At 64.6% G+C, this 24,331-nt stretch carries 27 protein-coding genes and 1 tRNA gene; 13 read left to right on the forward strand and 15 right to left on the reverse strand.

Going from position 1 to position 24,331, the window contains the following annotated elements:
- The first annotated feature begins 11 nt into the window (after nt 1-11).
- Genes PCJ21_RS13605 through PCJ21_RS13620 form a run of 4 tightly spaced genes read left to right on the forward strand, consistent with a single transcriptional unit; the run spans nt 12 to nt 4,229 of the window.
- Nucleotides 12-1,379, forward strand: coding sequence for a phage tail protein (locus PCJ21_RS13605; protein WP_269931949.1), 1,368 nt, complete (start codon nt 12-14; stop codon nt 1,377-1,379).
- Nucleotides 1,380-1,395: 16 nt separating this feature from the next.
- Nucleotides 1,396-2,982, forward strand: coding sequence for a heme biosynthesis protein HemY (locus tag PCJ21_RS13610; protein WP_269931950.1), 1,587 nt, complete (start codon nt 1,396-1,398; stop codon nt 2,980-2,982).
- 46 nt (nt 2,983-3,028) lie between these two features.
- On the forward strand, nt 3,029-3,502 hold the full coding sequence (locus PCJ21_RS13615) for a tellurite resistance TerB family protein (protein ID WP_269931951.1): 474 nt from the start codon (nt 3,029-3,031) through the stop codon (nt 3,500-3,502).
- Nucleotides 3,503-3,509: 7 nt separating this feature from the next.
- Nucleotides 3,510-4,229 carry a glutamine amidotransferase gene (locus PCJ21_RS13620; protein ID WP_269931952.1) on the forward strand — a complete coding sequence of 240 codons (720 nt, stop codon included), beginning with the start codon at nt 3,510-3,512 and terminating at the stop codon, nt 4,227-4,229.
- Nucleotides 4,230-4,323: 94 nt separating this feature from the next.
- On the opposite strand, the gene PCJ21_RS13625 is transcribed toward PCJ21_RS13620, so the two are convergent.
- On the reverse strand, nt 4,324-5,589 hold the full coding sequence (locus PCJ21_RS13625) for an AGE family epimerase/isomerase (RefSeq protein WP_269931953.1): 1,266 nt from the start codon (nt 5,587-5,589) through the stop codon (nt 4,324-4,326).
- Nucleotides 5,590-5,905: 316 nt separating this feature from the next.
- Here PCJ21_RS13625 and PCJ21_RS13630 point away from each other — a divergent pair, with 316 nt between their 5' ends.
- Both PCJ21_RS13630 and PCJ21_RS13635 read left to right on the forward strand, forming a co-directional pair.
- Nucleotides 5,906-7,078, forward strand: coding sequence for an acyltransferase family protein (locus PCJ21_RS13630; protein ID WP_269931954.1), 1,173 nt, complete (start codon nt 5,906-5,908; stop codon nt 7,076-7,078).
- Nucleotides 7,079-7,234: 156 nt separating this feature from the next.
- The gene (locus PCJ21_RS13635; protein WP_269931955.1) at nt 7,235-8,326 is read left to right on the forward strand and encodes a fatty acid desaturase; all 1,092 of its coding nucleotides are present in this window, start codon (nt 7,235-7,237) and stop codon (nt 8,324-8,326) included.
- 94 nt (nt 8,327-8,420) lie between these two features.
- Here the strand turns inward: PCJ21_RS13635 and PCJ21_RS13640 are convergent, their stop codons facing one another.
- The 8 genes from PCJ21_RS13640 to PCJ21_RS13675 all read right to left on the reverse strand — a co-directional run bounded on the left by PCJ21_RS13640 (nt 8,421) and on the right by PCJ21_RS13675 (nt 16,163).
- Entirely contained in the window at nt 8,421-9,152 is a 732-nt protein-coding gene (locus tag PCJ21_RS13640) for a DUF1194 domain-containing protein (RefSeq protein ID WP_269931956.1), read from the reverse strand.
- A gap of 433 nt (nt 9,153-9,585) precedes the next feature.
- Nucleotides 9,586-10,476: a DUF1684 domain-containing protein gene (locus PCJ21_RS13645; RefSeq protein WP_269931957.1), complete on the reverse strand. Its 891-nt coding sequence runs from the start codon at nt 10,474-10,476 to the stop codon at nt 9,586-9,588.
- A gap of 22 nt (nt 10,477-10,498) precedes the next feature.
- A complete protein-coding gene (locus PCJ21_RS13650; RefSeq protein ID WP_269931958.1) occupies nt 10,499-11,839 on the reverse strand; it encodes an acyl-CoA thioesterase/BAAT N-terminal domain-containing protein in 1,341 nt (446 codons plus the stop codon).
- 37 nt (nt 11,840-11,876) lie between these two features.
- Nucleotides 11,877-12,791 carry an Ldh family oxidoreductase gene (locus PCJ21_RS13655; RefSeq protein WP_269931959.1) on the reverse strand — a complete coding sequence of 305 codons (915 nt, stop codon included), beginning with the start codon at nt 12,789-12,791 and terminating at the stop codon, nt 11,877-11,879.
- Entirely contained in the window at nt 12,788-13,501 is a 714-nt protein-coding gene (locus PCJ21_RS13660) for a GntR family transcriptional regulator (RefSeq protein WP_269931960.1), read from the reverse strand. Before PCJ21_RS13660 ends, PCJ21_RS13655 begins: the two co-directional genes overlap by 4 nt.
- Before the next feature lie 22 nt (nt 13,502-13,523).
- Nucleotides 13,524-14,339 carry an ABC transporter permease gene (locus PCJ21_RS13665; protein WP_269931961.1) on the reverse strand — a complete coding sequence of 272 codons (816 nt, stop codon included), beginning with the start codon at nt 14,337-14,339 and terminating at the stop codon, nt 13,524-13,526.
- 1 nt (nt 14,340) lies between these two features.
- Nucleotides 14,341-15,144 carry an ABC transporter ATP-binding protein gene (locus PCJ21_RS13670; protein WP_269931962.1) on the reverse strand — a complete coding sequence of 268 codons (804 nt, stop codon included), beginning with the start codon at nt 15,142-15,144 and terminating at the stop codon, nt 14,341-14,343.
- The gene (locus tag PCJ21_RS13675) at nt 15,144-16,163 is read right to left on the reverse strand and encodes an ABC transporter substrate-binding protein (protein WP_269931963.1); all 1,020 of its coding nucleotides are present in this window, start codon (nt 16,161-16,163) and stop codon (nt 15,144-15,146) included. The genes PCJ21_RS13670 and PCJ21_RS13675 overlap by 1 nt, the downstream gene beginning before the upstream one ends.
- Before the next feature lie 387 nt (nt 16,164-16,550).
- On the opposite strand from PCJ21_RS13675, the gene PCJ21_RS13680 reads away from it, so the two are divergent.
- The 4 genes from PCJ21_RS13680 to PCJ21_RS13695 all read left to right on the forward strand — a co-directional run bounded on the left by PCJ21_RS13680 (nt 16,551) and on the right by PCJ21_RS13695 (nt 18,396).
- Complete coding sequence (locus tag PCJ21_RS13680; protein WP_269931964.1) at nt 16,551-16,859, forward strand: hypothetical protein; 309 nt, start codon at nt 16,551-16,553, stop codon at nt 16,857-16,859.
- Nucleotides 16,860-16,948: 89 nt separating this feature from the next.
- The gene (locus PCJ21_RS13685) at nt 16,949-17,575 is read left to right on the forward strand and encodes a hypothetical protein (RefSeq protein WP_269931965.1); all 627 of its coding nucleotides are present in this window, start codon (nt 16,949-16,951) and stop codon (nt 17,573-17,575) included.
- Between the two features lie 14 nt (nt 17,576-17,589).
- Nucleotides 17,590-18,015: a hypothetical protein gene (locus tag PCJ21_RS13690; RefSeq protein WP_269931966.1), complete on the forward strand. Its 426-nt coding sequence runs from the start codon at nt 17,590-17,592 to the stop codon at nt 18,013-18,015.
- A gap of 45 nt (nt 18,016-18,060) precedes the next feature.
- Nucleotides 18,061-18,396, forward strand: a complete 336-nt coding sequence (locus PCJ21_RS13695) for a hypothetical protein (protein ID WP_269931967.1) — start codon at nt 18,061-18,063, stop codon at nt 18,394-18,396.
- A gap of 393 nt (nt 18,397-18,789) precedes the next feature.
- On the opposite strand, the gene PCJ21_RS13700 is transcribed toward PCJ21_RS13695, so the two are convergent.
- Nucleotides 18,790-19,071, reverse strand: a complete 282-nt coding sequence (locus PCJ21_RS13700) for an SCO4225 family membrane protein (protein WP_442866012.1) — start codon at nt 19,069-19,071, stop codon at nt 18,790-18,792.
- Nucleotides 19,072-19,591: 520 nt separating this feature from the next.
- A tRNA-Ala gene (locus tag PCJ21_RS13705) sits at nt 19,592-19,667 on the reverse strand.
- A 303-nt stretch (nt 19,668-19,970) separates the two neighbouring features.
- Here PCJ21_RS13705 and PCJ21_RS13710 point away from each other — a divergent pair.
- From PCJ21_RS13710 to PCJ21_RS13720, 3 genes are all read left to right on the forward strand, one after another.
- Nucleotides 19,971-20,261 (forward strand): YggT family protein, encoded by a 291-nt coding sequence (locus PCJ21_RS13710; protein WP_269931969.1) that lies wholly within the window; start codon nt 19,971-19,973, stop codon nt 20,259-20,261.
- Nucleotides 20,262-20,268: 7 nt separating this feature from the next.
- Nucleotides 20,269-20,583, forward strand: coding sequence for a DUF167 family protein (locus PCJ21_RS13715; RefSeq protein ID WP_269931970.1), 315 nt, complete (start codon nt 20,269-20,271; stop codon nt 20,581-20,583).
- 101 nt (nt 20,584-20,684) lie between these two features.
- Entirely contained in the window at nt 20,685-21,293 is a 609-nt protein-coding gene (locus tag PCJ21_RS13720) for a hypothetical protein (protein ID WP_269931971.1), read from the forward strand.
- A 59-nt stretch (nt 21,294-21,352) separates the two neighbouring features.
- Here the strand turns inward: PCJ21_RS13720 and ppa are convergent, their stop codons facing one another.
- From ppa to PCJ21_RS13740, 4 genes are all read right to left on the reverse strand, one after another.
- Entirely contained in the window at nt 21,353-21,889 is a 537-nt protein-coding gene (gene ppa, locus PCJ21_RS13725) for an inorganic diphosphatase (RefSeq protein ID WP_067956472.1), read from the reverse strand.
- A 105-nt stretch (nt 21,890-21,994) separates the two neighbouring features.
- Complete coding sequence (locus PCJ21_RS13730; protein ID WP_269931972.1) at nt 21,995-22,501, reverse strand: GNAT family N-acetyltransferase; 507 nt, start codon at nt 22,499-22,501, stop codon at nt 21,995-21,997.
- A gap of 201 nt (nt 22,502-22,702) precedes the next feature.
- Entirely contained in the window at nt 22,703-23,341 is a 639-nt protein-coding gene (locus PCJ21_RS13735; protein ID WP_269931973.1) for a TPM domain-containing protein, read from the reverse strand.
- Nucleotides 23,342-24,325, reverse strand: coding sequence for a TPM domain-containing protein (locus PCJ21_RS13740; protein ID WP_269931974.1), 984 nt, complete (start codon nt 24,323-24,325; stop codon nt 23,342-23,344). It lies immediately after the preceding gene.
- Nucleotides 24,326-24,331: the final 6 nt, after the last annotated feature.

Raw genomic sequence — 24,331 nt, forward strand, 5'->3', positions numbered from 1 at the left:
GAGCCCCAAGCATGGTCAAGACGCCGAAGACGCGCCATTCGAAGTCGCATCGCGAGCCGGTGACCATCGAGCTTGAACCCGGCGCGGTCTCGCGCGTCAAAGACGGTGAGACGTCCAACAAGGCAGCGGCCGACCCCGTTGCGGCGACCATCGACGACGAGGCGGTCGCGGCAAAGGCCGAAGCTCCGTCGGAGACAGGTGCGGCGACGGCCGCCAGCGGCTACTCGTCCTATGACTACAATTTCGACGATGCCAAGCCGGCTGAAAAGCCGAAGGCCGAGCCTGCTGCGGCAAGTGAATCGCCAAAAGTGTCGTCATCCAACGGCGCCGCTGGGGCAGCGGCGAAGGCATCCGGTGCCCCGGCACGCCAGCCGACGTCCGGCCTGTTGCCGGGTCTTGCCGGTGGCCTGATTGCGCTGTTGGTTGCTGGCGGGCTGCAATATGCTGGCGTGCTGGGCACTCCCGGCAGCGGCGATGCCACGGCAGACGGCGGCCAGATGCAGGCGGAACTGGCGTCGCTGAAGTCGCAGGTCGCCGATCTTGGCGCATCGAGCGCGGCGTCGGCCGGCCTCAGGTCCGAGATCGACCTGGTCAAGGCCGAGGTGGAGACGCTGAAATCGCCTGCCGGCCAGGCCGGTTCGTCCGACGGCCTGGCAGCGCTCGACGAACGCCTCAAGCAGATCGAGACGACGGTGACCGCGCTCAACCAGGGCGGCGCGACGTCGTCGGAGATCACCGCGCTGAACGACAAGATCTCCGGCCTCGATGCGGCGGTGAAGGCTGCCGGCGAGGCGGCCAGCAGCGAAGACGGGCAGATCGCGACGTTGCAGCAGTCCATCGCGACCTTGACCTCCAAGGTCGAGGCGCAGGCGTCGCAGCCGAAGATCGCGCTGGCCATCGCGGCGTCGGCGCTGAAGCAAGCGGTCGACCGGGGAGGCGCATTCACTGCCGAACTCGAAACCTTCGCCGCCATCTCGCCCGATGCGCCGGAAGTTGCCGCGCTGCGTGGCTTCGCCGACAAGGGCGTTGCACCGCGCGCCGACCTCATCGCCGAGACCGATGCCGCCGCCAACGTGATGATCGCGGCGGCAAAACCCGTCAATCCGGACGCGGGCGTCATCGAAAGGCTGGTGTCGAGCGCAGAATCGCTGGTCAAGGTCCGCCCCATCGGCGCCGTCGAGGGGCCGGGCGTGCCGGAGACCGTGGCGCGCATCGAGGTAGCCGTCACGCAGGGCGATTTCGCCAGGGCGCTGGCCGAATACGACACGCTGCCCGAGGCCGCCAAGGCCGCCGGCGCGGACTTCGCCGCCAAGCTCAAGGCGCGGCTCGAGGTCGAAAAACAGGTCGACCAGCTTGTCGCCAACGCGATGAAGGCATGAGGCGAAGGACTATCAGATGATCCGCATCCTGTTTTTCCTCGCCGTCGTCTTCCTGCTCGGGCTGGGCTTTGCCTGGCTGGCCGACCGGCCGGGCGACATGGTGGTGACCTTCAGCGGCTATCAGTACCAGGTCAGCCTGATGGTTGCGGCCGTGGCCGTCACCGCGATCGTGGCGACGGTGATGCTGCTGTGGTGGCTGACCAAGTCGATCTGGAACAGCCCCTATGCCATCGCCCGGCATTTCCGCGCCCGTCGGCGTGATCGTGGCTACCAGGCGCTGTCGACCGGCATGATCGCCGCCGGCGCCGGTGACGCGGCCCTGGCGCGCAAGAAGAACAAGGAAGCGGCCAAGCTGATCCGCTCCGACCAGGAACCGCTGATCCATCTGCTCGACGCGCAGGCGGCGCTGCTGGAAGGCGACCATGACGGCGCGCGCCAGAAGTTCGAGGCCATGCTCGACGATCCCGAGATGCGGCTGCTCGGCCTGCGCGGGCTCTATCTCGAAGCCGAAAGGCTGGGCGACCGTGCCGCTGCGCGTCACTATGCCGGGCGCGCCGCCGGGCTTGCGCCGCAGCTTGGCTGGGCGGCCGACTCGACGCTGGAAGAAAAGGCCGAGCGTGGCGACTGGGATGGCGCGCTGGCGCTGATCGATGCGCAAAAAGCGTCGCGCCAGATCGAGCGGGATGTCGCCAACAACAAGCGTTCGGTGCTTTTGACGGCGAAGGCTATGTCGATGTTCGACAGCGACTTCAACACGGCGCGGGTCGCGGCGCTCGAAGCCAACCGGCTGCGGCCCGACTTCGGTCCGGCGGCGATCGTCGCTGCCAAGGCGCTGTTTCGCCAGAACGACGTGCGCAAGGGTTCGAAGGCGCTGGAAGGCGCCTGGAAAGCCGAACCGCAGCCCGAGATCGCCGACCTCTACGTGCATGGACGGCCGGGCGACGCTGTTCTCGACCGGCTGGTGCGCGCCAAGAAGCTGCAGTCCTTGCGGCAGAATCACCCGGACTCTTCGCTCGCCGTGGCGCGGGCGGCACTGGAGGCGCAGGACTACAGGCTGGCGCGCAGCGAGGCAGAGGCCGCGGCGCGGATGCAGCCACGCGAGGGCGCCTATCTGCTGCTCGCCGACATCGAGGAAGCCGAAACCGGCAACCAGGGCAAGGTGCGGCAATGGCTGGCCAAGGCCGTGCGCGCGCCGCGCGATCCGGCCTGGGTCGCCGACGGTGTGGTGTCGGAGCGGTGGGCGCCGTTCTCGCCGGTGACGGGCAGGCTCGACGCCTTCGCGTGGAAGGCGCCGGAAGAGCGCCTTGGCAGCCTGATCGAGCAGCATGACGAGCCGCAAGAGCGCGTGGCGATCCCGGCCATCCGGGCGGCGCAGCCCGCCGGAGACGATATCGTCGATGTGGCGGTCGATGGCGATGGGGACGCCAAGACCGGCCATGCCAAGGCGCCCGAGGAGGTGATCGTTGCCGCACCGCCCGCCGATGACGCGGCGCCCATCAAGGATGAGGACGAGGCCGAACCCATTCGGTTGCCCGACGATCCGGGCGTCGACCCCGATGAAGCGCGCGACAATGCCTCGCAAAGCCGGTTCCGATTGTTTTGAGCGCCGCCCTGCCTAGATAAGGGCCAAGACGCAGCAGGATTTTCCGATGTTCGAACGCATGATCTCGTTTCTGAAGGATTTGCCTGCCTCGGGCGCGAGGCGGCCGCATGCCGACGATCCGCGCATAGCGGCAGCGGCACTGATGTACCATGTCATGGACGCCGACGGCGACCGCCAGGACGTCGAGTGGGAACTGCTCAAGAAACTGCTCAGCGAGTACTACGACGTCGTCGGCGATGAGCTCGACCAGATCGTCAAGGCAGGCGAGCAGGCCGACAACGAGGCCGTCGATCTCTATGCCTTCACCAGCGTCTTGAAGCGCAGCCTGGACGAGGAAGCGCGCAAGGACTTCATCGGCATCCTTTGGGAGATCGTCTATGCCGATGGCGAGTTGCATGAGCTCGAAGACAACACCTTGTGGCGCATCGCCGAGCTGATCGGCGTCGAACGACGCGACCGCATCGACGAAAAGCTGAAAGCCGCGAAGAAGGCGCCACGCCTGGCCGATACGGACGAATAGGCTTTCGATGCGGGGGACGGCCAAGCCCAAGATACTGGTGGTTCTGCACCAGGAGCACTCCAGCGCCGGACGCGTCGGCCACGGGCTGATCGAAAACGGCTTCGATCTCGATATCCGGCGGCCGCCATTGGGCGACCAGCTTCCCGACACGCTGGACGGACATGCCGGGGCTGTGGTGTTCGGCGGGCCGATGAGCGCCAACGACCATGACGAATTCGTGCGTCGCGAGACCGAGTGGCTGTCAGTGCCGCTTGCCGAAAACCGGCCGTTTCTCGGCATCTGCCTCGGCGCGCAGATGCTGGTCAACCATCTCGGCGGCAAGGTCGAGGGCCATGGCGACGGGCTTGTCGAGATCGGCTGGTATCCGATCAAGGCGACCGAGGAAGGCCGCAAGCTGCTGCACTGGCCCGAAATGGTCTACCAGTTCCACCGCGAGGGCTTTTCGCTGCCCAGCGATGCGGTGCTGCTGGCCTCATCCGACACCTACCCGAACCAGGCCTTCCGCTATGGCGACAACGCCTGGGGCATCCAGTTCCATGCCGAGTTGACGCGCGTCATGATGCAGCGCTGGGTGGTGCGTGGAGCCGAGCGTTTCGTTCTGCCGGGCGCGCAGCCGGGGCGCGATCATCTCGGCGGCCGGCTGATCTGGGACATGCACCTCAAGCGCTGGCTCGACGAGTTCCTGAAGAAGATTTTTGGCGAGGCGAGCAGGCGGATAGTGAAGTAGTAGGCGGATACCAGCTGCATCGCAGCTTGTTCGCCTCTCCCTTGACGCAGTTCCGAACGGCAAACCGCGCCGCACGCTTTTTCCGGACCTGCTCCTACAGCTTGATGCCCGTCTGCGTCAGTCCGCGGGTGATGCTGCCGGTGGTTGGCAGCAGCGGGATCAGACACGCTTGCAGGGCGTGGTAGATATCGGGCTTGCCGTAGAACGGGCCGGCATTGGGCTTGAGATCGTCGTCGAGCTGTGCGTGCCAGCCGCCATTTGAACGGTCGATGAAGCGCGCGGCGCAGAAGCTCCAGATGCGGCGATACCATTCCTCGTAGGCACTGTCGCCGTCGATGACGTTGAGGAAGCTCGCCGCGCCGATGGCCTCGCAGCACGGCCACCAGTAGCGGTCCTTGATCCGGGCCGAACCGTCCCATTCAAGCGTGTAGTAGAAGCCGCCCATGGCCTTGTCCCAGCCGTCCGCTGCCGCCTGGCCGAACAGGTTCCTGGCCGCGTCCGGCAGCCAGGCGAGCTTGCGGCCGCCGAGTTCCCACAGCTGCAGCAACAGGCGCGCCCATTCCAGCGAATGACCCGGCGTCGTGCCGTAGGGGCGGAACATCGGATCGCCGGAGTAATCGCGGTCGACCTGCCAGTCGGCGCTGAAATGCTCGGGCAGGCGCCAGCCGGCGGCGGCCGAATGGCGGCGGATGACCAGGTCGGCGATGCGCTCGGCCATGCGCAGATAGGTGCTGTCGCCGGTGGCCTCGAACGCCGCCATCAGAGCTTCCGTCAGGTGCATGTTCGAGTTCTGGCCGCGATAGGTGTCGAAAGGCTTCCAGTCGGCGGTGAATTCCTCGGCAACCGCGCCATGGGCGTCTTCCCAGAACCTGTCGTGCAGGACGGTGGAGATGTCGGTCAGCAGGCGGTCGGCGTCGGGGTGGCCGGCGACCCTGGCGCTGGAGGCCGCAAGAAGGACGAAGGCATGGCCGTAGGCCTGCTTGGTGTCGTTGGTTGGCCCCTCGTAGCCGACGCCCCAGAAATAGCCGCCATTGGCGCTGTCGCGGTGGCAGTTCCAGAGAAAGTCCATGCCGTGGTCGACCATAACGTCGGCGCCGGGGCGCCCGAGTAGGTGGGCGATCGCGAAGCAGTGGACCATGCGCGTGGTGACATGGATCTGGCGTCCGGCAAACTTGCCCGGCACGGAGCCGGGTGCCTGCGGCCGCCCCTGGTCGTCGAGCTCGTGGAACCCGCCGAGCGGATTGAGGCTTTGGCGCTCGAAGAAGGAAAACAGCGCGTCCGCCTGTTGCAGCAGCCACATGCGGTGGCTGGCGAGCGACGCCCATTTCGCCGAGCCGGCGGTGAATTCCAGTGAAGCCATGGATACGCGTTCTCCGTGCGCCTTGCGGCGTCATCGATATCGATCTGGTGGACCTAAGCCGTAACGGTGCAATCGCTCAACAGGAAAACGCGGCCGCGGCGCTGCCGGACGGGGAAAATAGCGCCCGGGCCTTTCAGCCTCCTCGACTGATGCCTCAAAAGAGGTAAGGGGTAGCGTGCGACAGCCATTTGCACCGGTTCAAGGCCCGGTAGAGCAGCGGTATGCTTGGATGTGCGGCTGCAAGCCAGCGGGCCAGCAGGCGCCGCCTGTCGGCCGTGGCCACGGCCAAAGCCTCAAGCATGGGTAGGCCTGGGCCATGATGGCTGTTGCGTTGTATGGCGTTATCGGCTTGGCGGCGTTCGTCGCGAGCATGTTGACGCTGTACGCATATCGTTTCGCGGTGACGGGCCTTGTCCAGCCCGTCAAAACCAGGGTCACTGCCGAATATCACAATACGATAAGCCGGTCCGCGCTGAACGGAACACGTCAGTTCTGGAACAATATCCAGTTGCTGAGGCTGCTGGCCGCCTTTGCCATCGTCTATGTTCACCTCGAGCCGGTTTTCAATGCCGTCAACGCAGGGGCCGAGGTGGTGGAAACACTGCGCTTCGGAACGGATCTTTTCCTCGTCGTCGCCGGGTTTCTATCCGCCCATGTGCTCGGCAGGTCCGGCAAGCCGGCCGGCGTCTATTTGCGCGACCGGGCAATCCGCATCCTGCCGCTGTATTTCATTTTCACAATGCTTGCCTTTGCCGCCAAGAACGTCGCCTCAGGCTACGGCAGTCTCACTGTTCGTGAGCTCGTCATGTCGCTGGCTTTCATCCCCTATGGCCCGTATCCGATACTTCATCCAACCTGGACGCTGGTGGTCATCGTCGAGTTTAGCCTGATCATCGCTGCCTTTCAGCTCCTGAGCGTCAGGAACGGAGTGTATCTTGCGGCTGCCTTCGTGGTGCTGATCACCTCGCTTGGCTGGTTGTTCCCGCCGGACAATCCGGCGCTCGTTGCCTACACCAACCCCATTCTGATCGACTTCGCGCTCGGCGTTGTCGTCTACAGGCTGGTCTCGGGCGAGAAGTTCGGAACGTCGAACTTCCAGGCTGCGACATCGCCCGCCCTGGCCATGATTGTCATCAGCGTGAGCGCAGTTCTTCTGCGGCCCTACCTTTGGCCTGCGCTGCCACGATTGGTCGGGTTGGGAGTGCCCGCGACCGGCCTCTTGTTCGGCGCGGTGCTTCTGGAGCGGGCAGGGTGGTCGCTGACCTGGCTTCCTGCGAATTTCATCGCGAAATGCACTTACTCGATCTATCTCTGCCACCAGTTCGTCAATGGTGTGTCCGAAAAGATTTCGACCCACGCCGGCGCTTCGTCTTACGTGCCAGTTGCCATTCTGGTGCTGACGCCGGTGGTCGTAACGACAGTTTCCATCGGCGTCTTCGCGTTTGTCGAAGCCCCGATGACGCGCTATCTGAGCGGTCGCACGGCCTGATGCGGCAAGGTTAGCCGGCTGATTCCCGAAAATTTAGCGGTGGAGCGCCCGTATCCTGCCAATTTGCCACGCTTTGTTCCACTAGCCATGGCATCTGCCGGGCTCTAATGACATGTGCGCGCTGGTTTACGTAGGCAGCGAGATTTCGGGGACTGTATGACCATGCTGATGTCGTCCAGGACGGACGACCTGCCTTCCGGGGCCGCCGCCGCCGATCATGCGGACGAGAAGGCGCTGGTTCGCCGTCTCGCCTCGCACTGCAACCGCTTTCGCGATCCTGACGACCGCCGCGCCGCCTTCGAGCTTGCGGTGACGCTTGTGCCGTTCCTGGCGGTCGGCGCGCTGCTGGTGTGGCTCTCCGCCTATGCCGGGCCGCTGCTCGGCGGCTGGCGTTTCGGCCTGATGGCTGTGCTGGCGCCCATCGGCGCGGCATTTCTGGTCCGGCTGTTCGCCATCCAGCATGATTGCGGCCACGGCTCGTTCACCAGTTCGCGCGCAGCAAACCGGCTGATCGGGCGGGTGCTCAGCGTGTTCACCTTCACGCCCTACACGCTGTGGCAAAAGGCCCATGCCGTTCACCATGGCTCGTCGGGCAATCTCGACAAGCGCGGCATCGGCGACATCGACACCCGCACGGTCGCCGAATACCGCGCCATGACGTTCAGCCAGCGACTGGCCTACCGCGTCTACCGCAATCCGGTGGTGCTGATCGTCATCGGCGTGCCGATCTATTTCCTGATCGCTCACCGCCTGCCCTATAATGACGCAATCCCGCGGCTTGAAGCATGGCGCAGCGCCGGCGGCCTCAACCTCGCGCTGCTGGCGGTCTATGGCACGCTGGTCTACCTGGCCGGCTGGATGGTGCTTGCGGCTGTCGTGCCGGTGGTCGTGATGGGCGCCTGGGCCGGCGGCTGGCTGTTCTACATCCAGCACCAGTTCGAGGAAACGCGCTGGGATGCGGGTGACGCCTGGGACCTGCATGTCGCGGCGTTCGGTGGCAGCTCGTGGTACGCCTTGCCGGGCGTGGCGCAGTGGTTCACCGGTTCGATCGGCCTGCATCACATCCATCATCTGTGCAGCCGTGTGCCGTTCTATCGCCTGCAGGCATGTTTCGACGCCTCTGGCGAGCTCCGCGCCGCAAGCGCCAGCGTCAAGCTGACCTTCCTGAAAAGCCTGCGCTGCATCAACCTGGCGCTGTGGTGCGAAAATCGCCGCAGGCTGGTGACCTTCGCCCAGGCCGGGATCTAGGCCGGAGTTTCGGCGCAAGCCCGGCAGCTTGCGTCCGGGGCGCGGGTGCTCTTGTCTCTGACATCGGTGTCAGTCCGTTCGCGCGTCTTCCGCGTCATTCGAGAAGGCTGGCACCTGTCGACGCCGACCCGACTTCATGATTTGGCGTGGTCTCACTGATCTCCCTTACGATCTTCAGCCGCAGTGCCGATGCATAGAGCGAGGTCGTCGACAGCGGCATGACAAAGGAATTTGGGCCGCCAATGACGTTGTCGGCGAAGTATTGAGCAAGATCGATTCGAACCCCCGGCATGGACTCCGGGACTGCGATCGCATTGATCGTAAACCCGGCCTTGATCGCCCTCGAGCGACTGTCCGCAACAGGCAGTCCATCATTGTTGGTGCCGTTGGCGGAGATGTCGATGATCTTGTTGGCCGGATTTCCATTGTAGGTGTTCAAGAGCCTTATGCTCAGGTCGATGGCAAAGGAAATGGAGGTCCTGCACATGGATTCGCAGCCAAGGCCTTTGTCCCCTTCGTTGCGGATGGCCGACGCCACAATGTTTGCATCTTCTGCGCCGCAGATGTTGGTCCATGGCACCACAGTGCGCATCTGGCCGTAGCTGGACCACTCGACATAGGTGACCGCGATGCAGCCCGTGAGAGTGCGGGCGATGGCGGAAAGCACCGCTTGCGAAGAAAGCGCTGCGGCATGCCCCTCGCGTTGCAGGTAGGCAGTGGCCGGATCGACGGAACCAGACACATCCACCGCAAACACGATCGCGGTGTCGACCTCATCGGCACGGGCCTGTGAGGGGCAACAGACCAATGCGGCCAGGATCAGCAATCGTTCGGCAGGGGACGTCACCCCATGGCTGGGCCTCTCGGAAGGGCGTCAGCATTTCCCTCGGCTGTGATGCTACGCCTCACCTGTGCCCGCCAACAGATGACCAAAGGAGCTAAAGCTTTCGGTGTCGTCGTCCTAGCGACTGTGCCAGCGGCAAACGTGCTCGCAGTAGCGCGAGCACTGGCCACATGCATGTCGGCTTGGGTGCAAACAGCCGAGTGACTGCTCCATTGCCCAACAGCAGGCCGGCGGCTTTTGGACGAGCGGCCGGCCTTTGACTGGGGACCCTCTCAAGGGTTTGTCACCGATGGGCTAAGTCCAGTCGGCGAAGAATCTCGGGCGGGTTGATTTCAGCAGGTGGTTCCCGACTGTCGCCTGTTCACGTTGAAGCGCGGGTGCCCATCAGCTGTTGACGGGCACCCGGGGTGAGCAATCAGGAAGCGACGGATCTTGCGGGCTGATAGGTCATTGTCCTCGCCACATCCTGCGCGGGGCGCTTCTCGCCCGCGAGCACCTCGAAATCGAGCTGGTTCTCGCGAGGAACCAGCGGGCAGGTAACGAAGTTTGTGAAGGCGCATGGCAGCGCGACCGCGTAGTTGAAATCGATCCAGTCGATACGGCTGTTCGTCTCGTCGGTGAACTGCAGTTCGATGACGCGGCCAGCACCATAGGTGACGGGACCGCTGGTCTTGTCGCGAACATGCGCCACTGGCTGCACGCCAGATGCCGTGTCCTTGCCGATCAGTTCGATGGTGTAGCTCTTGCCGTTGTGCTCGAAGGTGAAGGTGCCGATGCGCGGCGTCGATTCACGCACGCCGGCTTCCACCGTCTCCGCCTCGTACTCGGTTGTTACGGTCGGCTGGTAGACGCCGCGGATACGCCATGCCGGGTCGTAGTCGAACGCGCTGACGCCTGCCTCTTCCACGGACGTTGCCACCCTGGGGTCGCGCACGCGCACGCCGTAGAGGGACTGGCCGTCATTCTTGCTGCGCAGGATGGTCTCGACCTCGTTCACGCCAAAGTAGACCGGCTCGCTCTTGCCGTGGCCGTAGGTCTGGTTGCGCCCCGGGACGATTTCGACTGGCCCCGCGGGATACGCGCCATTGACGGAAAGGTTAGGCCCCGAAGCGGGCGGGGTGAACATGACCCGGCCGTCTTCAACCGACCAGGTGCCGGGAAGCAGGTCGAAAGTGACGTCCTTGTCGTCCGCTTCCAGCCAATACTGGGCAACCAGCGAGGTCCAGCCATAGGGGCGGAACATCGTGGCGACATGGGCGTAGCGCCATTCGCGCCACTGGCCTTCCAAATGTTCTCTTGTGGGCATGTTCGTCTCCCTTTCGAAGAATTCAGCTGTTTGCTTGGGCATTCTGGCGGCCTGCGGAGCCGGCGACCTCGCCGAGGAAGGCGAGCATGCCGCGCCAGGAGCCGTCGTCGGCCCTGGAGTTGCCGGAGGGTGTGCCGCCGTTGGTGTAGGGCACCTTCGAGACCGGATGCAGGCGGCTCAGTTGCGTCGACGGCACGATCGGCAGGTTGATGGCGTGGCCGGCATCGTCGAAGTCGAGATGGCGGACCAGATGCGGATGGTCGTGCTTTTGCAGGGTCGAGACGACCATGCGGGAATAGAGGCTGGATGGCCAGGCGCGGTCGTCGCGTCCCGAGATCAGCAGGACCGGGCCTGCAATGTTCTCGACCGGAATGCGCGCCCGCGCCACAAGCGCAGTATCCTTCAAGCCCTCGAAGAAGACCGAGTGGTGCCGGCTGGGCGGCGGATCGCCGGCCCAGGGGTGCCAATGCACGGCGGCATTGTCTTGCCATAGATGCGCCAGTGGTGCGCCGCCCCTTGTCCAGGTGGTGCCTTGCCAGCCACCACGCGCCGGATCACCGGCGCCCTGGGCGCCATGGACCATGGCGCCGGGCACGAACGCGATCACGGCGGAGACCAGGTCCGGGAAGGTGGCGCCCAGCAGGAGCGCGAGCTCGCCGCCGCGCGACTGACCGCTGACCGCAACGAAGCCGTCCTTTGGCTGGAGTTCCCGACGCGCCCAGCGCAGGCCGGTCTCAAGATACTCGAGCGGCGTTTCGGTGATGAAGGGCGACAGGCCCGGCGCCTTGAAATAGCCGAGCGCAAAGGCCTGGTAGCCGCGGGATGCGAGCAGTGCGGCGCGCGGTTCGTTGATGCCGCCGCCGGAGCCGTTGAGCACCATCACGACCGGATGAGGGCCAGGTCCCGCCGGCGTGAACAGCGTGCCGACCAGCCCGTCGGCGCGGATCTCCTGCCGCTCCACTCCAGGTGCGGCAAAACCCTGAAAGAGCTTCGCCTCGGCCCGGGCGCCAGCGGCGGTTTCGGCTGACAGCGTCGTCTCTAGCGGCTGCATGACATCGTCGGCGAAGAGCTCGGCGCTCGTGCTGTCGACAGGCTGCTGGCTCCAGATCAGGCCCATTGCCGAGACTTCCGCATAGTCGCCGCCGACCGGAGCGTCACGGGTCAGGTCGACGACGCCCTGCGCGTCGGCCATGAAGGTCGCCTGGCTCATCCAGACGACGCCGCGCGCCCGCTCGGTGCGGGCGGAGATGGCGACAAGCTCGTCGGCAGCGAGGCCGGAGACGACGATGCGGCGCGGCTCGTCGATGAGGCCATCGACAGGATCGATAAAAAGGACAGGCGCGGACACAGGCTTTGTCGTCATCTGGATCATTATCTCTGCAGGTGGGTGGCCGGCGTGGTCATCGGCCTGCCGGGCCGGTCATGCTGGCGAGATAGGTGTCGAGACGCTGTGCGAAATCGCCGTCAAGTTCGGCGTCGATCGACAGGCTGCCGCCGCGCGGCCAGTGCCCGCCGCCATCCACCCAATCGCTCTTCAACCCGGCAAGCCTGGCTTGCCAGTCGATGCCCTTTTCGGCACGGGCCGGATCGAAGGCGAGGATGAACACGCCGCGGCCCTTCGGATCATCCCTGCCGCCGCCGGCGACGCCGGCCATGAGCTCGACCACGAGCCCGAGCAGCGAGCCGATCTGGCCGCCGCGCGGCAGCAACGCCGCAACCTCTGATGCAATGCTGGTCGGCCGACCTTCGCCGTCGAGAGCAATTCCTTCAGGCAATGGAGCGCCGGAAGCGCGGGCATTGCGGATGTCGGCCATGGTGGTGGTGCTGGTGGCGACGTCGATGACGATGCGGTTCGCGCCTTGCCCGATGGCAAGCGCCAGCGGATTGGTGCCGATCACCGGACGGCTGCCGCCATGTGGCGCGACGAAAGGCGGGCCCTCGGCACCGGCGATAGCAAGGAGACCCGCATCGGCGAGATGGCGGACGAAGGGGGCGAGCCGGCCAAAGCCCCTGACGCCGCGCAGGAAGACGGCGGCGATGCCGAACCGTCGGGCGGCTTCGACCAGGTCGAGCGTGGCGCTGGCGACCGCCAGGGGCGCAAAGCAGGAAGAACTGTCGAGCCAACTTATGGCCTGCGAGCCCTCGCGTGCCGGCACCGGGGCAGCGTCCGCCGACCATTCGTCGAGCATGGCGATGCCGAAGCGTGGCTGGCCGAGCGCATCGGCCTCGACCAGCGCCGAGGCCGCGAGCCTGGCAGCCGGGCTGCCGCCGAGCGCAGCCGACAGCCGGTCTACCGCATCAGGGATCGCGATCATTCGGCTGGGCTCCTTGCTGTGCCGCCAAGCTGGATCTCGCTTTCCGACAGGTAGCCAAGCGTCATCAGGCGCTCGATCAGGAACTCCCGGGAGTGCTTGATATGATCGAACTCGATCGTCGCGGCCCGCTCGCCATCGCCGGCTTCGATCGCATCGACGAGTGCCGTGTGCTCATCGGAATGCTCGCCCGTCTTGACCGTGAAATCGATGGCGAAGCGCAGCAGGCGCTCGAGCTCGTCGAACAGGCTCTCCGAGAGCGCGACGAAGCGCTTGTTGCGGCTGCAGCGGGCAATAGTGAGGTGAAAGCGCCGCGCCACCTGCTGCATGGTGCCGATATCCATCGGCTCGGAATATTCCCTGACGATCTGGCGCAGCAGGGCTATTTCCGCCGGTGTGGCGTAGCGCGCCGCCTGGCGGGCCGCATGCGGCCCGATCGCCGAGCGCATGTCGAGGATATCGTGCACGGCCTGGAAGGTGATCGGCGCGACGCGATAGCCGCTGCGCGGCAGGATCGTGACCAGCCCGTCAGCGGCGAGCCTCTGCATGGCATCGCGCACCGGCGTCTTCGAGACCTCGTACTGGCTGGCGATGGAGGCAGCATCGAGCGTCGTCCCCGGCACGATCTCGCAGCGCATGATCTCCTGGCGCAGAGCCAGGTAGATGCGCTCCGAAACCGGTGCATGGGCGGTGGGGTCGGCCTCAACGGTCATGAGCTTGTGTTCCTCAGCCCACTCAGTGCTTCGCCCAGGGCACGAAACGTCGCTCCAGCGCCTCGAGCGCAAGGATGGTGAGATAGCCCATGGCCGAAATGGCGACGATGCCGACGAACATGCGCGACACCGCGAAGGTCTGCCACGATGCCCAGATGAAGAAGCCGACGCCACTGCGCGCGCCGAGGAACTCGGCGGCCGCGATGATGATATAGGACGAGCCGGCGGCGAGCTTCAGTCCGGTGAAGATGCTCGGCAGCGCTGCTGGGAAAGCGATGCGCCGGAAGATCTGCAGCCTGGTCGCGCCGGCATTCTTGGCGACGTCCATGTAGATCTGAGGCGTCTGCATCACCCCGCCCATGGTGTTGTAGAACATGAGGAAGAACACGCCGATGGCGATGACGACGAACTTCGATGCGTCGCCGACGCCGAAGATCAGCAGGATCAGCGGCAGGATGGCGATCTTCGGCACGGGATAGAGCGCCGCGAAGATCGGTCCAAGCATCCGGCGCACCGGCCGCGACAGGCCGAGGATCAGCCCCATGATGATCCCTGGCACGGCGCCCATGACATAACCGATGCCGACGCGACGCAGCGTGGCGCCGATATGGTCGAACAGTTCGAAGCTTACGATCATGCGCCAGGCGGTGCCGGCAATCGCGCTCGGCGCCGGGAAGAAGCGCCGGTCTATCAGATTGAACTGGCTGCACAGCTCCCAAAGCAGCAGCAGCAGCAGCGGGCTGAAATAGGAAACAAGGCGGAAGATCCGTTCGCGGCGGGCCGGCGCCTTCAGCCGGCGCCATTGCTCGTCCGTCAACGTCAAGGGAGTGGCACTCATCTCAGGCTCCCGCTGGAGAGGCCAGCAGACGCCAGACCTCGTATGTCATGTCCCAGAACCGCTTGTCGCGCCGCATCTCGACAACGTCGCGCGGCCGCTCGAAGGGAACCGTCAGATTGGCGACCAATGTGCCGGGTCGCGGCGACATGACGATCACGCGGTCGGCCAGCGTCAGCGCCTCATCGACACTGTGGGTGATGAAGACGACGGTCTTGCCGGTCGTCTCCCAGATGCGCAGCAGCTCCTGCTGCAGGACGAGCCGGGTCTGCTCGTCGAGCGCGCCGAAGGGTTCGTCCATCAAGAGGATCTCGCGGTCGTCGACCAGGGCGCGCGCCACGGACACGCGCTGCTTCATGCCACCTGACAACTGGTGGGGGCGCGCCTTGGCAAAGTCGGTGAGGCCGGTCAGCGCCAACAGCTCGCTGACGCGCGCCTCCTGCTTTGCCCGAGAGACGCCCTTCAGGCTCAGCGGGAAGGCGATGTTCTCCGACACCGTCAGCCATGGCAGCACGGAGGCTTCCTGGAAGACCATGGCCGGCGGGGTCGCGCTGTTCAGCTTCACCGTGCCGCCGAGCTGCTGCTCGAGGTCGGCGAGGATGCGCAGGACCGTGGTCTTGCCGCAGCCGCTCGGCCCGACGATGCAGACGAACTCGCCGCGCGCCACCGAGAAGCTGACATCGGAGACGGCCACGGTGACGCGGTCGCCTTCGCTGTCATAGAAGGCCTTGGTCAGATGGCTGACCTCGATGGCCGGCGGCGCCGCTTTCGCCGCGGACGGATGCACTGCCTCCCCCACGGCTGCCATCACTTCTTGCTAGCAAGCAGGTCGTTGGCAGCTTTCAGCAGATCGAGACGATAGACGGCGTCGATCTTGGCCTGGCCCTCGTATTCGAGCGTGCCGCGCTTGCGGAAGAACTCCTCCTGCTCGCGCACCGAAGCCATGTCGATGGCGCCATCCTCGGAACGGACGGTATAGGGAATGCCGCGCAGCGTGTCGGGCTCGGTTCCGGTGTATTTCGAAACCACCGTAACGACCTTGTCGTCCTGCCATCCGCCATTGTCGAGCAGGCGGGCAGCCTTGAGATAGCCGGCCATGAAGCGCACCACCAAATCCTCGTTGGCGGCGACAAAATCCTGGTTGAAGGCGATCAGGCCGAGCTCGGTACCGAAGGTGTGGTCCTCGACCAGCCGGCGGCCAAGCCCCTGCTTCTCGAGCTGCTGGGCGAAGGGTTCGATGCTCCAGCCTGCCTCGAGCGCGCCATTGGCGAAGGCGGCCGCAGTCGCGGGGGGCGGCAGGAAGACCGCCTCGACGTCATCGATGGTCAGCCCGCCCTTTTCCAGGGCCTTGGCCGTGGAATACATGCCGAAGCCGCCCGGGCCGGGAATGCCGACGCGCTTGCCCTTGAGGTCCGCGACAGTCTTGATCCCTTCGTCCCAGGCCTTCTGCGAAACCATGAAGGGCGACGGCGAGGGGACCGTTGCCGGCATCCGGGCCAGGGTGGCGATGATCGCAACGGTGGCGCCACGGTCGAGCGCGTTGAAGAGGCTGGCGCCCCAGGTCGCGCCGCCGGCCTCGATGTTGCCGGAGGCGAGCATCTGGATGGTCTCGGCCGTGTCGCCCTTCGGCGAAAGCGTCACGTCGACGCCGAACTCGTCGAAGTATCCAAATTCCTTGGCAACGAAGAACGGTGCGTAGTCGGCATAGGGCGAGTAGAGGAACTCGAGCTTCGGCTGCGTTTGCGCCCATGCAGGCAGCGCCAAGCAGGGTGCCAGAGCGGCGGCAACCGCGACGGCCATGAGGCCACGACGAGTGATTGAAGACATGCGCGAGACTCCTCCTGTACCGCGTGCAGCCGATCGCGTGATCGGAGACGAATGCTTACAACTGATGCATCAGTTGCGCAATCTGATATTTCTATTGCCTGCGAAGCCGCCCGGCGCCTGGAATCTTGCCGGGTGTCTTCCAAATGTCCGCTGGCCGGACCTTATGAAAATGCAGCCGACCATCGCGCCAGATTGCGATGCAATGGCAGCGCTTCGAGCCAACATGCCGAGCGGTTCACGGTCAGAGCCTCGGATGACTCTGCCCGTGTTTTGAGGTACAAAGAAGCTGGACCTTCGGGATGCGACTTTGGCATCATGTCTTGAAGAAGACGGGTACCGTGGCCGCATTCGTCTCCGCAGCTGGCAGTCTGGGGAAAGGAAGTGGCCATGAACTATTTCTGCAACGGTGCATTCTTGCTTTGGGGAGCACTTGCGCTCGCAGCATGTTCCGAGACGACGGCGCAAGCGCCTGCTACGGCAATGCGTACCGGGAGCGCCCCGGACGAGCAAGCGTGCGAGCGTGCGGTGACCCGTCAGAGCAACAATCCGGACGTTGTGACCCTGAGCTCCGATATGTCGCAAGACAACACCGAGGTGATCGTCGGCGTCGGGCAGAATCGCGCGAAGTGGCGCTGCCTTGTCTCGGGCGGCAAGGTGGCCGAGGTCACGTCGATGACGGACGAAGGCGCACTATAGATCCAGTAGACAGGACGAGTAAACCGAGGCTCCAACCGGAGCCTTCAACGGCATTGCCGAAGTCTCTTGGTCCAACCCTCGGAGGTGATATGGCAAACGTCGCAAGAATTGCGCTGGTTCTGGCTGGCGTAATGGTTGTCGCTATCCCGACTCTTGCCGACGAGCAGGCGGCCATCGACGGCTGCATCGATCGCGTGCGGCAGGTTGGTGGCCCCGATGCCGCCAATGGCGGCCAGATCATCAGTTCCGACTTCTCGCAAGCCGGTACGCTGGTGATGCTACGAGATGCCGGAGGCACGGTCTGGCGCTGCCTGGCCGCAAATGACGGGACCGTTGAGGAACTCAGCGTTTCCGAGGCTGCCGACGACGGAAATGGCGCCATGGCCGGAAGCGCCGAAGGCGTCACGGATACTGTAAACGTCAAGTTCGCGAGGGGCAGGAGCGAAGCATCATACAAATCTTCGCTGACGCCCGGGAGCAGTAGACGCTATGTGCTCGGTGCGCGAAATGGACAATTCCTCACGGTCCAGGTTGTGCCTGGCGGGTCCGGCATCTCATACCAGATCTTCAATCCCGACCGGTCGTTCCTGCTGGACATGATGAGCCCCGACAAGGCCTACACCGGCCAGCTGTGGCAGACGGGAAACCACGTCGTCGAGGTCATCAATCGCGGACGTCAGACGGCATCCTTCCAGATCGACATCGGCATCAAGTGATCGAAAGTCACGCCATGGCCAGGACGTTCAGATCAAAGTTCGCAGCGCTGGCGCTTCTTCTTGCGAGCACTCTTGCGGGATCGGCATCGGCCCAGGAAAGTACGAAGATCCATTTCCCGGCAGGGGCCAGCGGCACGACAGTGAGTGGCGCGATAGTCGGTCACGACTACTTCGACTATTTGCTTGGAGCGCGTGCCGAACAGACGGCGTCCGCCTCGATCCAGGTCGAAAAAACCAATGGCGACGGGACGATCTACTTCAACATCCTTCCGCCGGGCAGCCAGAACGAGGCCATCTTCATCGGCTCGATGTCCACCGATGGACGCGCGAATTTGGTACTGCCCCGAGATGGCGACTACCGGATCCGGGTCTACCTGATGGGCAATGACCAGGACACCGGCAAGCGGGTCGAGTTTTCGCTGCGCGTTTCGGTGAACTGAAAAGAGCCTGGTATCACCGGGACCTCACAAAGGGAGAGGATCGCAATGAAAAAATTCGTGCTGGCCATCGGGGTCGTGGCACTCGTCGCTTCGGCGACCGCCGCGCTCGCGGCCGACCAGAACCATATGCTCGACGCTTGCCGCGCCTATGCCTCGAAACACCTTCACGTAGATGCGAGCATCATCAACGTGAAATATGAGGGGCAGAGAACCGACGGCACACATGCCGTCAACGGCGACACCGAAACGTCGCCTCCGATGACGTTCCAATGCTCCTTCCGCGCGGATGGCAAGCGCGTCGTGCGTTGGGTGCACGATTCACCCAAAGGATGTCCAGCCGATGTGTCCGAAGCGAACCGGTACCTCTATCCGGACTGCTGAATTGCCCGATCTGCACGCCGCCAGGCTACGCGTGTCGGTACCAACGCTCGCGTGCGTGGCTGCCGCTGTCGGGATCGCATTGCCGATCCCGGCAGCAATGGCGACGTCGGGCCCCGGTTGCCTGGTAGTTGTCAACGTTGCGGCGGATGACGTTCTCAACGTGCGCTCCCAGGCTTCTGCCGCGTCGGCAATCGTGGATCGGCTGATGCCCGGTCGGCACGGCATCGTCCATCTCGACGGGACCTGCGTTCCGGCGTCGGCCGCGTGGGGCAGCCGATGGTGCCCAATCACGCACTACAGCGGGGACAGGACAACACATGGCTGGGTGAAGGCCCGGTTCGTGCGCGACAGCGACTGCCCATAGCGAGAGAATCGCCGGAGGCGATGCCAGTGCTACGACGTGGTTCGATGCACGCGCCTGCAAAGGAACGCCAGGATCACGCCGTTCAGAACCATACCGGCTGCGAGAAGCAGCAGGTTCCAGACAACGCTGGCCTCGCTCGCCAAGGCATCCATGAAAAAGCTCCAGGGCGCAGCCAGCAGGAGCGCGAAGATACCCGACAGCGGGTCCGGCTCCATGCCGAACGCGCCGATTGCGTTCAATGGGACCACGACCAGCGCCAATGCGCACAGAGCTGCGTATGCCGTCAGAAAGCTGAAACAGATTCGTCGCATGCACGAACTCCTGTCACGTTCCCGTGGCTGCACAAAGACAGTAGGTCAAGCGACACGCGGAAGCATCACCCTGGCGCATCGGCCCGAAAATCGGACCCTTTCTTCGGAAAGCACGATGCGTCAACTCAGTAAGTTAGAGCGTCCTTTGTGCGTCCATTCGGACGTACGGCGCTCTAATGACCGGCCGGTCTCTGGGGCGGCTCCCGCCAAGCCATCTCCCAAGGCCAAGGCTTGTGGCAAGTACAAGGACAGAGCGCCCACAGCACAACGGAAGGCAGGGACGTTCTGACTCTCAAGGTGCAAGGGAAGACTGCCGACGCCATCGCCGGGGCACTTCAGGTGAGCCGGTCAAGCGCCTTGCGCATCCTCAGGCGTGCGTGAAGGAACCGGTGCGTCCGTCCGCTCCCACATTTTCGTCTTGGTGGGTACGCAGACTGGGTACTTGGCTGGGTCCGCAGGAAGTCTGGTGTCCGCCATATGCTATTGATTTTATTTGGAAAAATTGGCTAGATTTATCCGCTGGTGGAGCTGAGGAGGATCGAACTCCTGACCTCGTCATTGCGAACGACGCGCTCTCCCAGCTGAGCTACAGCCCCGTCCAGCGGATGAGGCATTTATTGGCGTGACGCAGCGTCTGTCAAGCGCCGCCATGGCGTTCAGGCGCGGCGCCGCATCGCCGGTGACGCCGGTCGGTTGCGGATGGCGCGGACCAAGCGCGTGGCTTTGGTCCTTGGCCTTTTTTGTTGCGGCGCGGTGGGGCCGGTGGCTTGTTGGCAACGGGTCCTGTCGCTCGACCAGGCCGACTATCGCGCCGGCTTGAGCGACATTGCGCGACCGGCGGCGGGGCTTGCCGCAAAAGCATGCAATCGCTAAATGTCGGCAACTCATTGGAGAACGGCATGCTCGCCCTCATTCAGACGATCGTCCTGGCCCTCGACCTCTACTGGTGGATCATCATCGCTTCGGCGATCTTTTCCTGGCTCTACGCCTTCAACGTGGTCAACCCGCGCAACCAGTTCGTCGGCACGATCGGCAACATGCTGTTTCGCCTGACCGAGCCGGCGCTGCGCCCGATCAGGCGGCTGATGCCCGACCTCGGCGGCATCGACATTTCGCCGATCATCCTCTTGCTGGCGCTGTTCTTCGTGCGGCAGTTCATCCTCACCACCATTCTGCCGATGGTCATCTGACGGCGCTGTGGTTGGCTTCTTCCGTCTTCGCGACGACGGGATAGAGCTGTTCGTGCGGCTGACGCCGAAAGCGTCGAAGGATGCGGTCGGAGGTGTCGAGAGCGCCGCCGACGGGCGCGGCCATCTGGCGGCACGCGTGCGGGCCGTGCCCGAAAAGGGCGCGGCCAATGCGGCGCTGGAACGGCTGCTGGCCAAGGCGCTCGGCGTTTCCAGAAGCTCGGTGTCGGTCGTCGCCGGCGGCACGTCACGGCTGAAGACGGTGCGGATCGCCGGCGATCCGACAGAGTTGAGCCGGTCAATGGCGGCCATCGCGCAGGCCTGACTGCGCATCGCCGCTTTCCCTTCCTGCATCCCTGGCGTGTGGACTGCGCCGCGCGCTCGCGCTAGATATGCGGCCTGCCATTGCGACGAGGGGAGGCTGGAATGCGGAAGCTCTTGGTGGCACTGGCGTTGGCCATGCCGTGGCAGCAGGCGGCTGGGGAAGAGATTTCCAGCGCCTATGTCGAGACCGATGCCGATCGGGACTGCGTCGTCTTCGACAAGGCCGGCAGCGACGACGGCGACTATGCCAACGGCGTCTGTCCGGGGTATCGCGGCTATCCGGTGCTGGTCTTTGCCGCCGATCTCCGGGAATCCGTGTTCTACGGTTTTCCGCCCGCCGATTTCATCGATGTCCCATGGCAGAGCTTCGAGACGTTCAACAGAGCCGCCGGCAAGGCCGAATGGCGCATTTCGAGCCATGACGGCAAGGCGATCCCGTTCGCCACCATCCGGCGCTGGTATGTGCAGGCGGAACCCGCTGAGGAAGACAAGGAAATCGAGGTGCTGGTGGTATCGAAGGTCGGCCAGCCCGGCAAGGCGGATGGCTGCGTGGTCGCCCTGGTGCTGGCGACGGGCAAGCCCAACGCCAACGAGATGGCGCGCAAGATCGCCGACGAACAGGTGCGGGATTTCGCCTGCGGCGCCGACGAGCGCGTGATGGTCGGCGAGCCGATGCCGGTGTTTTATTCGGAAGGCAAGACACAAAACTAGGGCGCGGCCAGCAAGGCCGACCGCGCCCTATTTCCTGTCGACCCTCAGGGGGCGGCGTGTCAGGCCTTCAGGGCCTTGGCGCGCTCGATGGCCTCGACGATCATCTTCTTGGCGTAGGCCGCATCGTGCCAGCCACCGATCTTGACCCACTTGCCGGGCTCGAGATCCTTGTAGTGGCCAAAGAAGTGCTCGATCTGCTGCAGCGTGATCTCGGGCAGGTCGGTGTGGTTGAAGACGTTCTCGTAGCGGCGCGTCAGCTTGGGCGACGGCACGGCGATGACCTTCTCGTCCTGGCCGGCATTGTCTTCCATGACCAGCACGCCGATCGGGCGCACGTTGATGACGCAGCCGGGGATCAACTGGCGGGTATTGCAGACCAGAACGTCGATCGGGTCGCCGTCGCCCGACAGCGTGTGCGGGACGAAGCCGTAGTTACCCGGATAATGCATCGGCGTGTAGAGGAAACGGTCGACGACGAGCGTGCCGGCTTCCTTGTCCATCTCGTACTTGATCGGCTGGCCGCCGACGGGCACTTCGACGATCACGTTGACGTCTTCAGGCGGATTCTTGCCGATCGAGATAGCATCGATGCGCATGGGGAGGCTCCAGAATTAAAGGTGCCTCCCGATAAACGCCTTGGGCCGCGCGTGCAATGCAATATTGATGTCCAGGCGTTGCGACGAAAGGCGGGGCCTTTCGGATCATTCCCAGACGAAGGCGACCTTCTTGAGCGCCTTTTGGTCGAAGACCTCGACGCCTTCGGCGATATCGCGGCCGCCGGCGCCTGAATAGAAGGCGAGCGCGTTGTCGTTTTCCTCGAGCGCCCAGACAACCATGCCCTTGAGGCCGTGGTCGGCAAGGCGCTGGCGCGCGGCGGCAAACAGGCGGCTGCCGAGGCCGATGCCCTGGCATTCGGGGCGCATGTAGAGCTCGTAGATCTCGCCCTGCTGCTTCAGTTCGCGGGCGCGGTTGCGGCCGAGCGTGGCGTAGCCGGCGATCTTGCCGCCGATTTCGATCACCAGAACGGTTGCGGCGCGGCGGATGGCGTTGGCCCACCACTCGCCGCCGCGGCGGTTGATCATCGCCGTCAGTGCCTTGTGCGGGATGATGCCCGAATAGGCGCCGCGCCAAGCCTCGTGATGGACTTCGGCGATCGCATCTGCGTCGCGGGGCTCGGCTCGTCTGATGTCGATGGTCAGCGTGTTCATGGTTTCTTAACCATAAACCGCGTTGCGGCGGTTGCAAAGAGTCCGCCGGCCCGGTGAAACTGTCTTTCACGCGATTGGGAACGAGAACGCGGCGGGTGTGTCAGAATGGACTCACCCTGGCCCTGCGCCAGCGTGGCGCCTGGCCTCATGGAGGCGGGCGACGGACCGCCCAGTACAAGAATTGCAAGACGCCCTGGAGGTTCAGATTTCGACCAGGTGGTCGTAGAGTTCGTTGGCGTCGCCTGCCTGCGGCGGAACATGGAGCGACAGCAAGGCAGCGACGGCGCCGATCGCCACGACGAAGCCGTCGGCGAGCCTGTTGTCGCGGGCATGGCCGATGAGATCTGCGACGATGCCATCCCACTGGGCTTGCTCGACCTTGTCGTTGATGCCGGCGTCGGCGATGACGGCGGCATAACGTTCGGCAAGCGAGACGAAGACAAGCACGCCGGTGCGCGCCGAGGTCAGGTGGACGTTGCGGGCATAAAACTGCCTGAGCGCATTGGCATGGGCCGCGCGCCACAACAGGCGGCGCGGCACGAACCACAGGCGAAGGCCCGGCGTCCACCACAGCAGCGCCGAGGCCGCGGCGACCGCGAGCAGCTGGATCAGCACGAAATGCGGCACCTGCACCTCGATCCACAAGTGGTCGAGCGCCAGCGACACGCCGAGACTGACGATCAGGATGCCGAGCGTGACGGCGAAGACCGCGGCAAAGAAATAGCCGTCGCTGCGCCTGGCAACGACGCAGTAGATTTCGCCTGAAGTTCGCGACTCGCCTGTCCGGATGGCCGCGGCGATGCGCTCGTGATCCGATGGGCTCAAGGTCGTTTCGCTCATCTACCAGCTCCCCGAAGAACCGCCGCCGCCGGACGAGCCGCCGCCGCCGGAGAAGCCGCCGCCCCCTGACGACCAGCCGCCGCCGCCACCAGAGAAGCCGCCGCCGCCGGAGCTCCAGCCGCCGCCCGACGAGCCCGAACGCTGGTTGTAGTTGAAGGTCATGCCGAGCCAGGTGTAGCGGCCGGGGCCGAGCTTGCGGCCATACATGCGCGGCAGGATGGCCATGGCTATGCCGCCGAAGAAGATGGTGATCCAGATGGCGACGAAGATGAAGAAGATGATGTCGTCTTCGCTGAGGCCCGAGAACTGGCTCTGTTCGTTGCGCCTGGCGCGGGCTTCGAGTTCGGCGCCGTCGCCCTCGACCACCATGATGACGTCGTCGACAGCCTTGGAGATACCGCCCGAAAAGTCGCCGGCGCGGAAGGCTGGCACCATGGTGTTTTCGATGATCAGCTTGGTGTGCAGGTCGGTCAGCACGCCTTCGAGGCCGTAGCCGACCTCGATGCGCATGCGCCGGTCATTGGGCGCAACGATCAGCAGTGCGCCGTTGTCCTCGCCGGCCTGGCCGAGCTTCCAGGCGCGGTACAGCCGGTTGGCATAGGGCTCGATCTCCTCGCCGTCGAGGCTGGGGATCGTGACGACGACGATCTGGTCGGACGACTTCTGCTCGAAGGCGGCGAGCTTGCCGACGAGGTCGGCTTCGGTGGCGGCATCGATGATGCCGGCGTTGTCGACGACACGGCCGGTGAGGGCGGGAAGCTCGGCGGCGAAGGCGGGGGCGGCGAGGAGCCAGGCGGTCGTCAGCAGTGCGAACAGGGGCAGTAGGGCTACAAAGAGATGCTTGCGCCGCCCCTCATCCGCCTGCCGGCACCTTCTCCCCGTGAACGGGGAGAAGGGACAAGCGGCTGCGCCGCCGCCCTCGCCCCGTTTACGGGGAGTGGGTAAGGGTGAGGGGCATGGCATATCCATCCGCGAGAAAAGCACTGCTTT

It is taken from the genome of Aminobacter sp. HY435, from assembly GCF_027568395.1.
In the GTDB taxonomy this organism is placed as follows: domain Bacteria; phylum Pseudomonadota; class Alphaproteobacteria; order Rhizobiales; family Rhizobiaceae; genus Aminobacter.

Bases quoted from the DNA above. Each gene is read 5' to 3' on its own strand.
- PCJ21_RS13605 (WP_269931949.1), top strand. From the start codon at position 12: ATGGTCAAGACGCCGAAGACGCGCCATTCGAAGTCGCATCGCGAGCCG.
- PCJ21_RS13610 (WP_269931950.1), top strand. From the start codon at position 1,396: ATGATCCGCATCCTGTTTTTCCTCGCCGTCGTCTTCCTGCTCGGGCTG.
- PCJ21_RS13615 (WP_269931951.1), top strand. From the start codon at position 3,029: ATGTTCGAACGCATGATCTCGTTTCTGAAGGATTTGCCTGCCTCGGGC.
- PCJ21_RS13620 (WP_269931952.1), top strand. From the start codon at position 3,510: ATGCGGGGGACGGCCAAGCCCAAGATACTGGTGGTTCTGCACCAGGAG.
- PCJ21_RS13625 (WP_269931953.1), bottom strand. From the start codon at position 5,589: ATGGCTTCACTGGAATTCACCGCCGGCTCGGCGAAATGGGCGTCGCTC.
- PCJ21_RS13630 (WP_269931954.1), top strand. From the start codon at position 5,906: ATGATGGCTGTTGCGTTGTATGGCGTTATCGGCTTGGCGGCGTTCGTC.
- PCJ21_RS13635 (WP_269931955.1), top strand. From the start codon at position 7,235: ATGACCATGCTGATGTCGTCCAGGACGGACGACCTGCCTTCCGGGGCC.
- PCJ21_RS13645 (WP_269931957.1), bottom strand. From the start codon at position 10,476: ATGCCCACAAGAGAACATTTGGAAGGCCAGTGGCGCGAATGGCGCTAC.
- PCJ21_RS13650 (WP_269931958.1), bottom strand. From the start codon at position 11,839: ATGACGACAAAGCCTGTGTCCGCGCCTGTCCTTTTTATCGATCCTGTC.
- PCJ21_RS13655 (WP_269931959.1), bottom strand. From the start codon at position 12,791: ATGATCGCGATCCCTGATGCGGTAGACCGGCTGTCGGCTGCGCTCGGC.
- PCJ21_RS13660 (WP_269931960.1), bottom strand. From the start codon at position 13,501: ATGACCGTTGAGGCCGACCCCACCGCCCATGCACCGGTTTCGGAGCGC.
- PCJ21_RS13665 (WP_269931961.1), bottom strand. From the start codon at position 14,339: ATGAGTGCCACTCCCTTGACGTTGACGGACGAGCAATGGCGCCGGCTG.
- PCJ21_RS13670 (WP_269931962.1), bottom strand. From the start codon at position 15,144: ATGGCAGCCGTGGGGGAGGCAGTGCATCCGTCCGCGGCGAAAGCGGCG.
- PCJ21_RS13675 (WP_269931963.1), bottom strand. From the start codon at position 16,163: ATGTCTTCAATCACTCGTCGTGGCCTCATGGCCGTCGCGGTTGCCGCC.
- PCJ21_RS13680 (WP_269931964.1), top strand. From the start codon at position 16,551: ATGAACTATTTCTGCAACGGTGCATTCTTGCTTTGGGGAGCACTTGCG.
- PCJ21_RS13685 (WP_269931965.1), top strand. From the start codon at position 16,949: ATGGCAAACGTCGCAAGAATTGCGCTGGTTCTGGCTGGCGTAATGGTT.
- PCJ21_RS13690 (WP_269931966.1), top strand. From the start codon at position 17,590: ATGGCCAGGACGTTCAGATCAAAGTTCGCAGCGCTGGCGCTTCTTCTT.
- PCJ21_RS13695 (WP_269931967.1), top strand. From the start codon at position 18,061: ATGAAAAAATTCGTGCTGGCCATCGGGGTCGTGGCACTCGTCGCTTCG.
- PCJ21_RS13700 (WP_442866012.1), bottom strand. From the start codon at position 19,071: ATGCGACGAATCTGTTTCAGCTTTCTGACGGCATACGCAGCTCTGTGC.
- PCJ21_RS13710 (WP_269931969.1), top strand. From the start codon at position 19,971: ATGCTCGCCCTCATTCAGACGATCGTCCTGGCCCTCGACCTCTACTGG.
- PCJ21_RS13720 (WP_269931971.1), top strand. From the start codon at position 20,685: ATGCGGAAGCTCTTGGTGGCACTGGCGTTGGCCATGCCGTGGCAGCAG.
- ppa (WP_067956472.1), bottom strand. From the start codon at position 21,889: ATGCGCATCGATGCTATCTCGATCGGCAAGAATCCGCCTGAAGACGTC.
- PCJ21_RS13730 (WP_269931972.1), bottom strand. From the start codon at position 22,501: ATGAACACGCTGACCATCGACATCAGACGAGCCGAGCCCCGCGACGCA.
- PCJ21_RS13735 (WP_269931973.1), bottom strand. From the start codon at position 23,341: ATGAGCGAAACGACCTTGAGCCCATCGGATCACGAGCGCATCGCCGCG.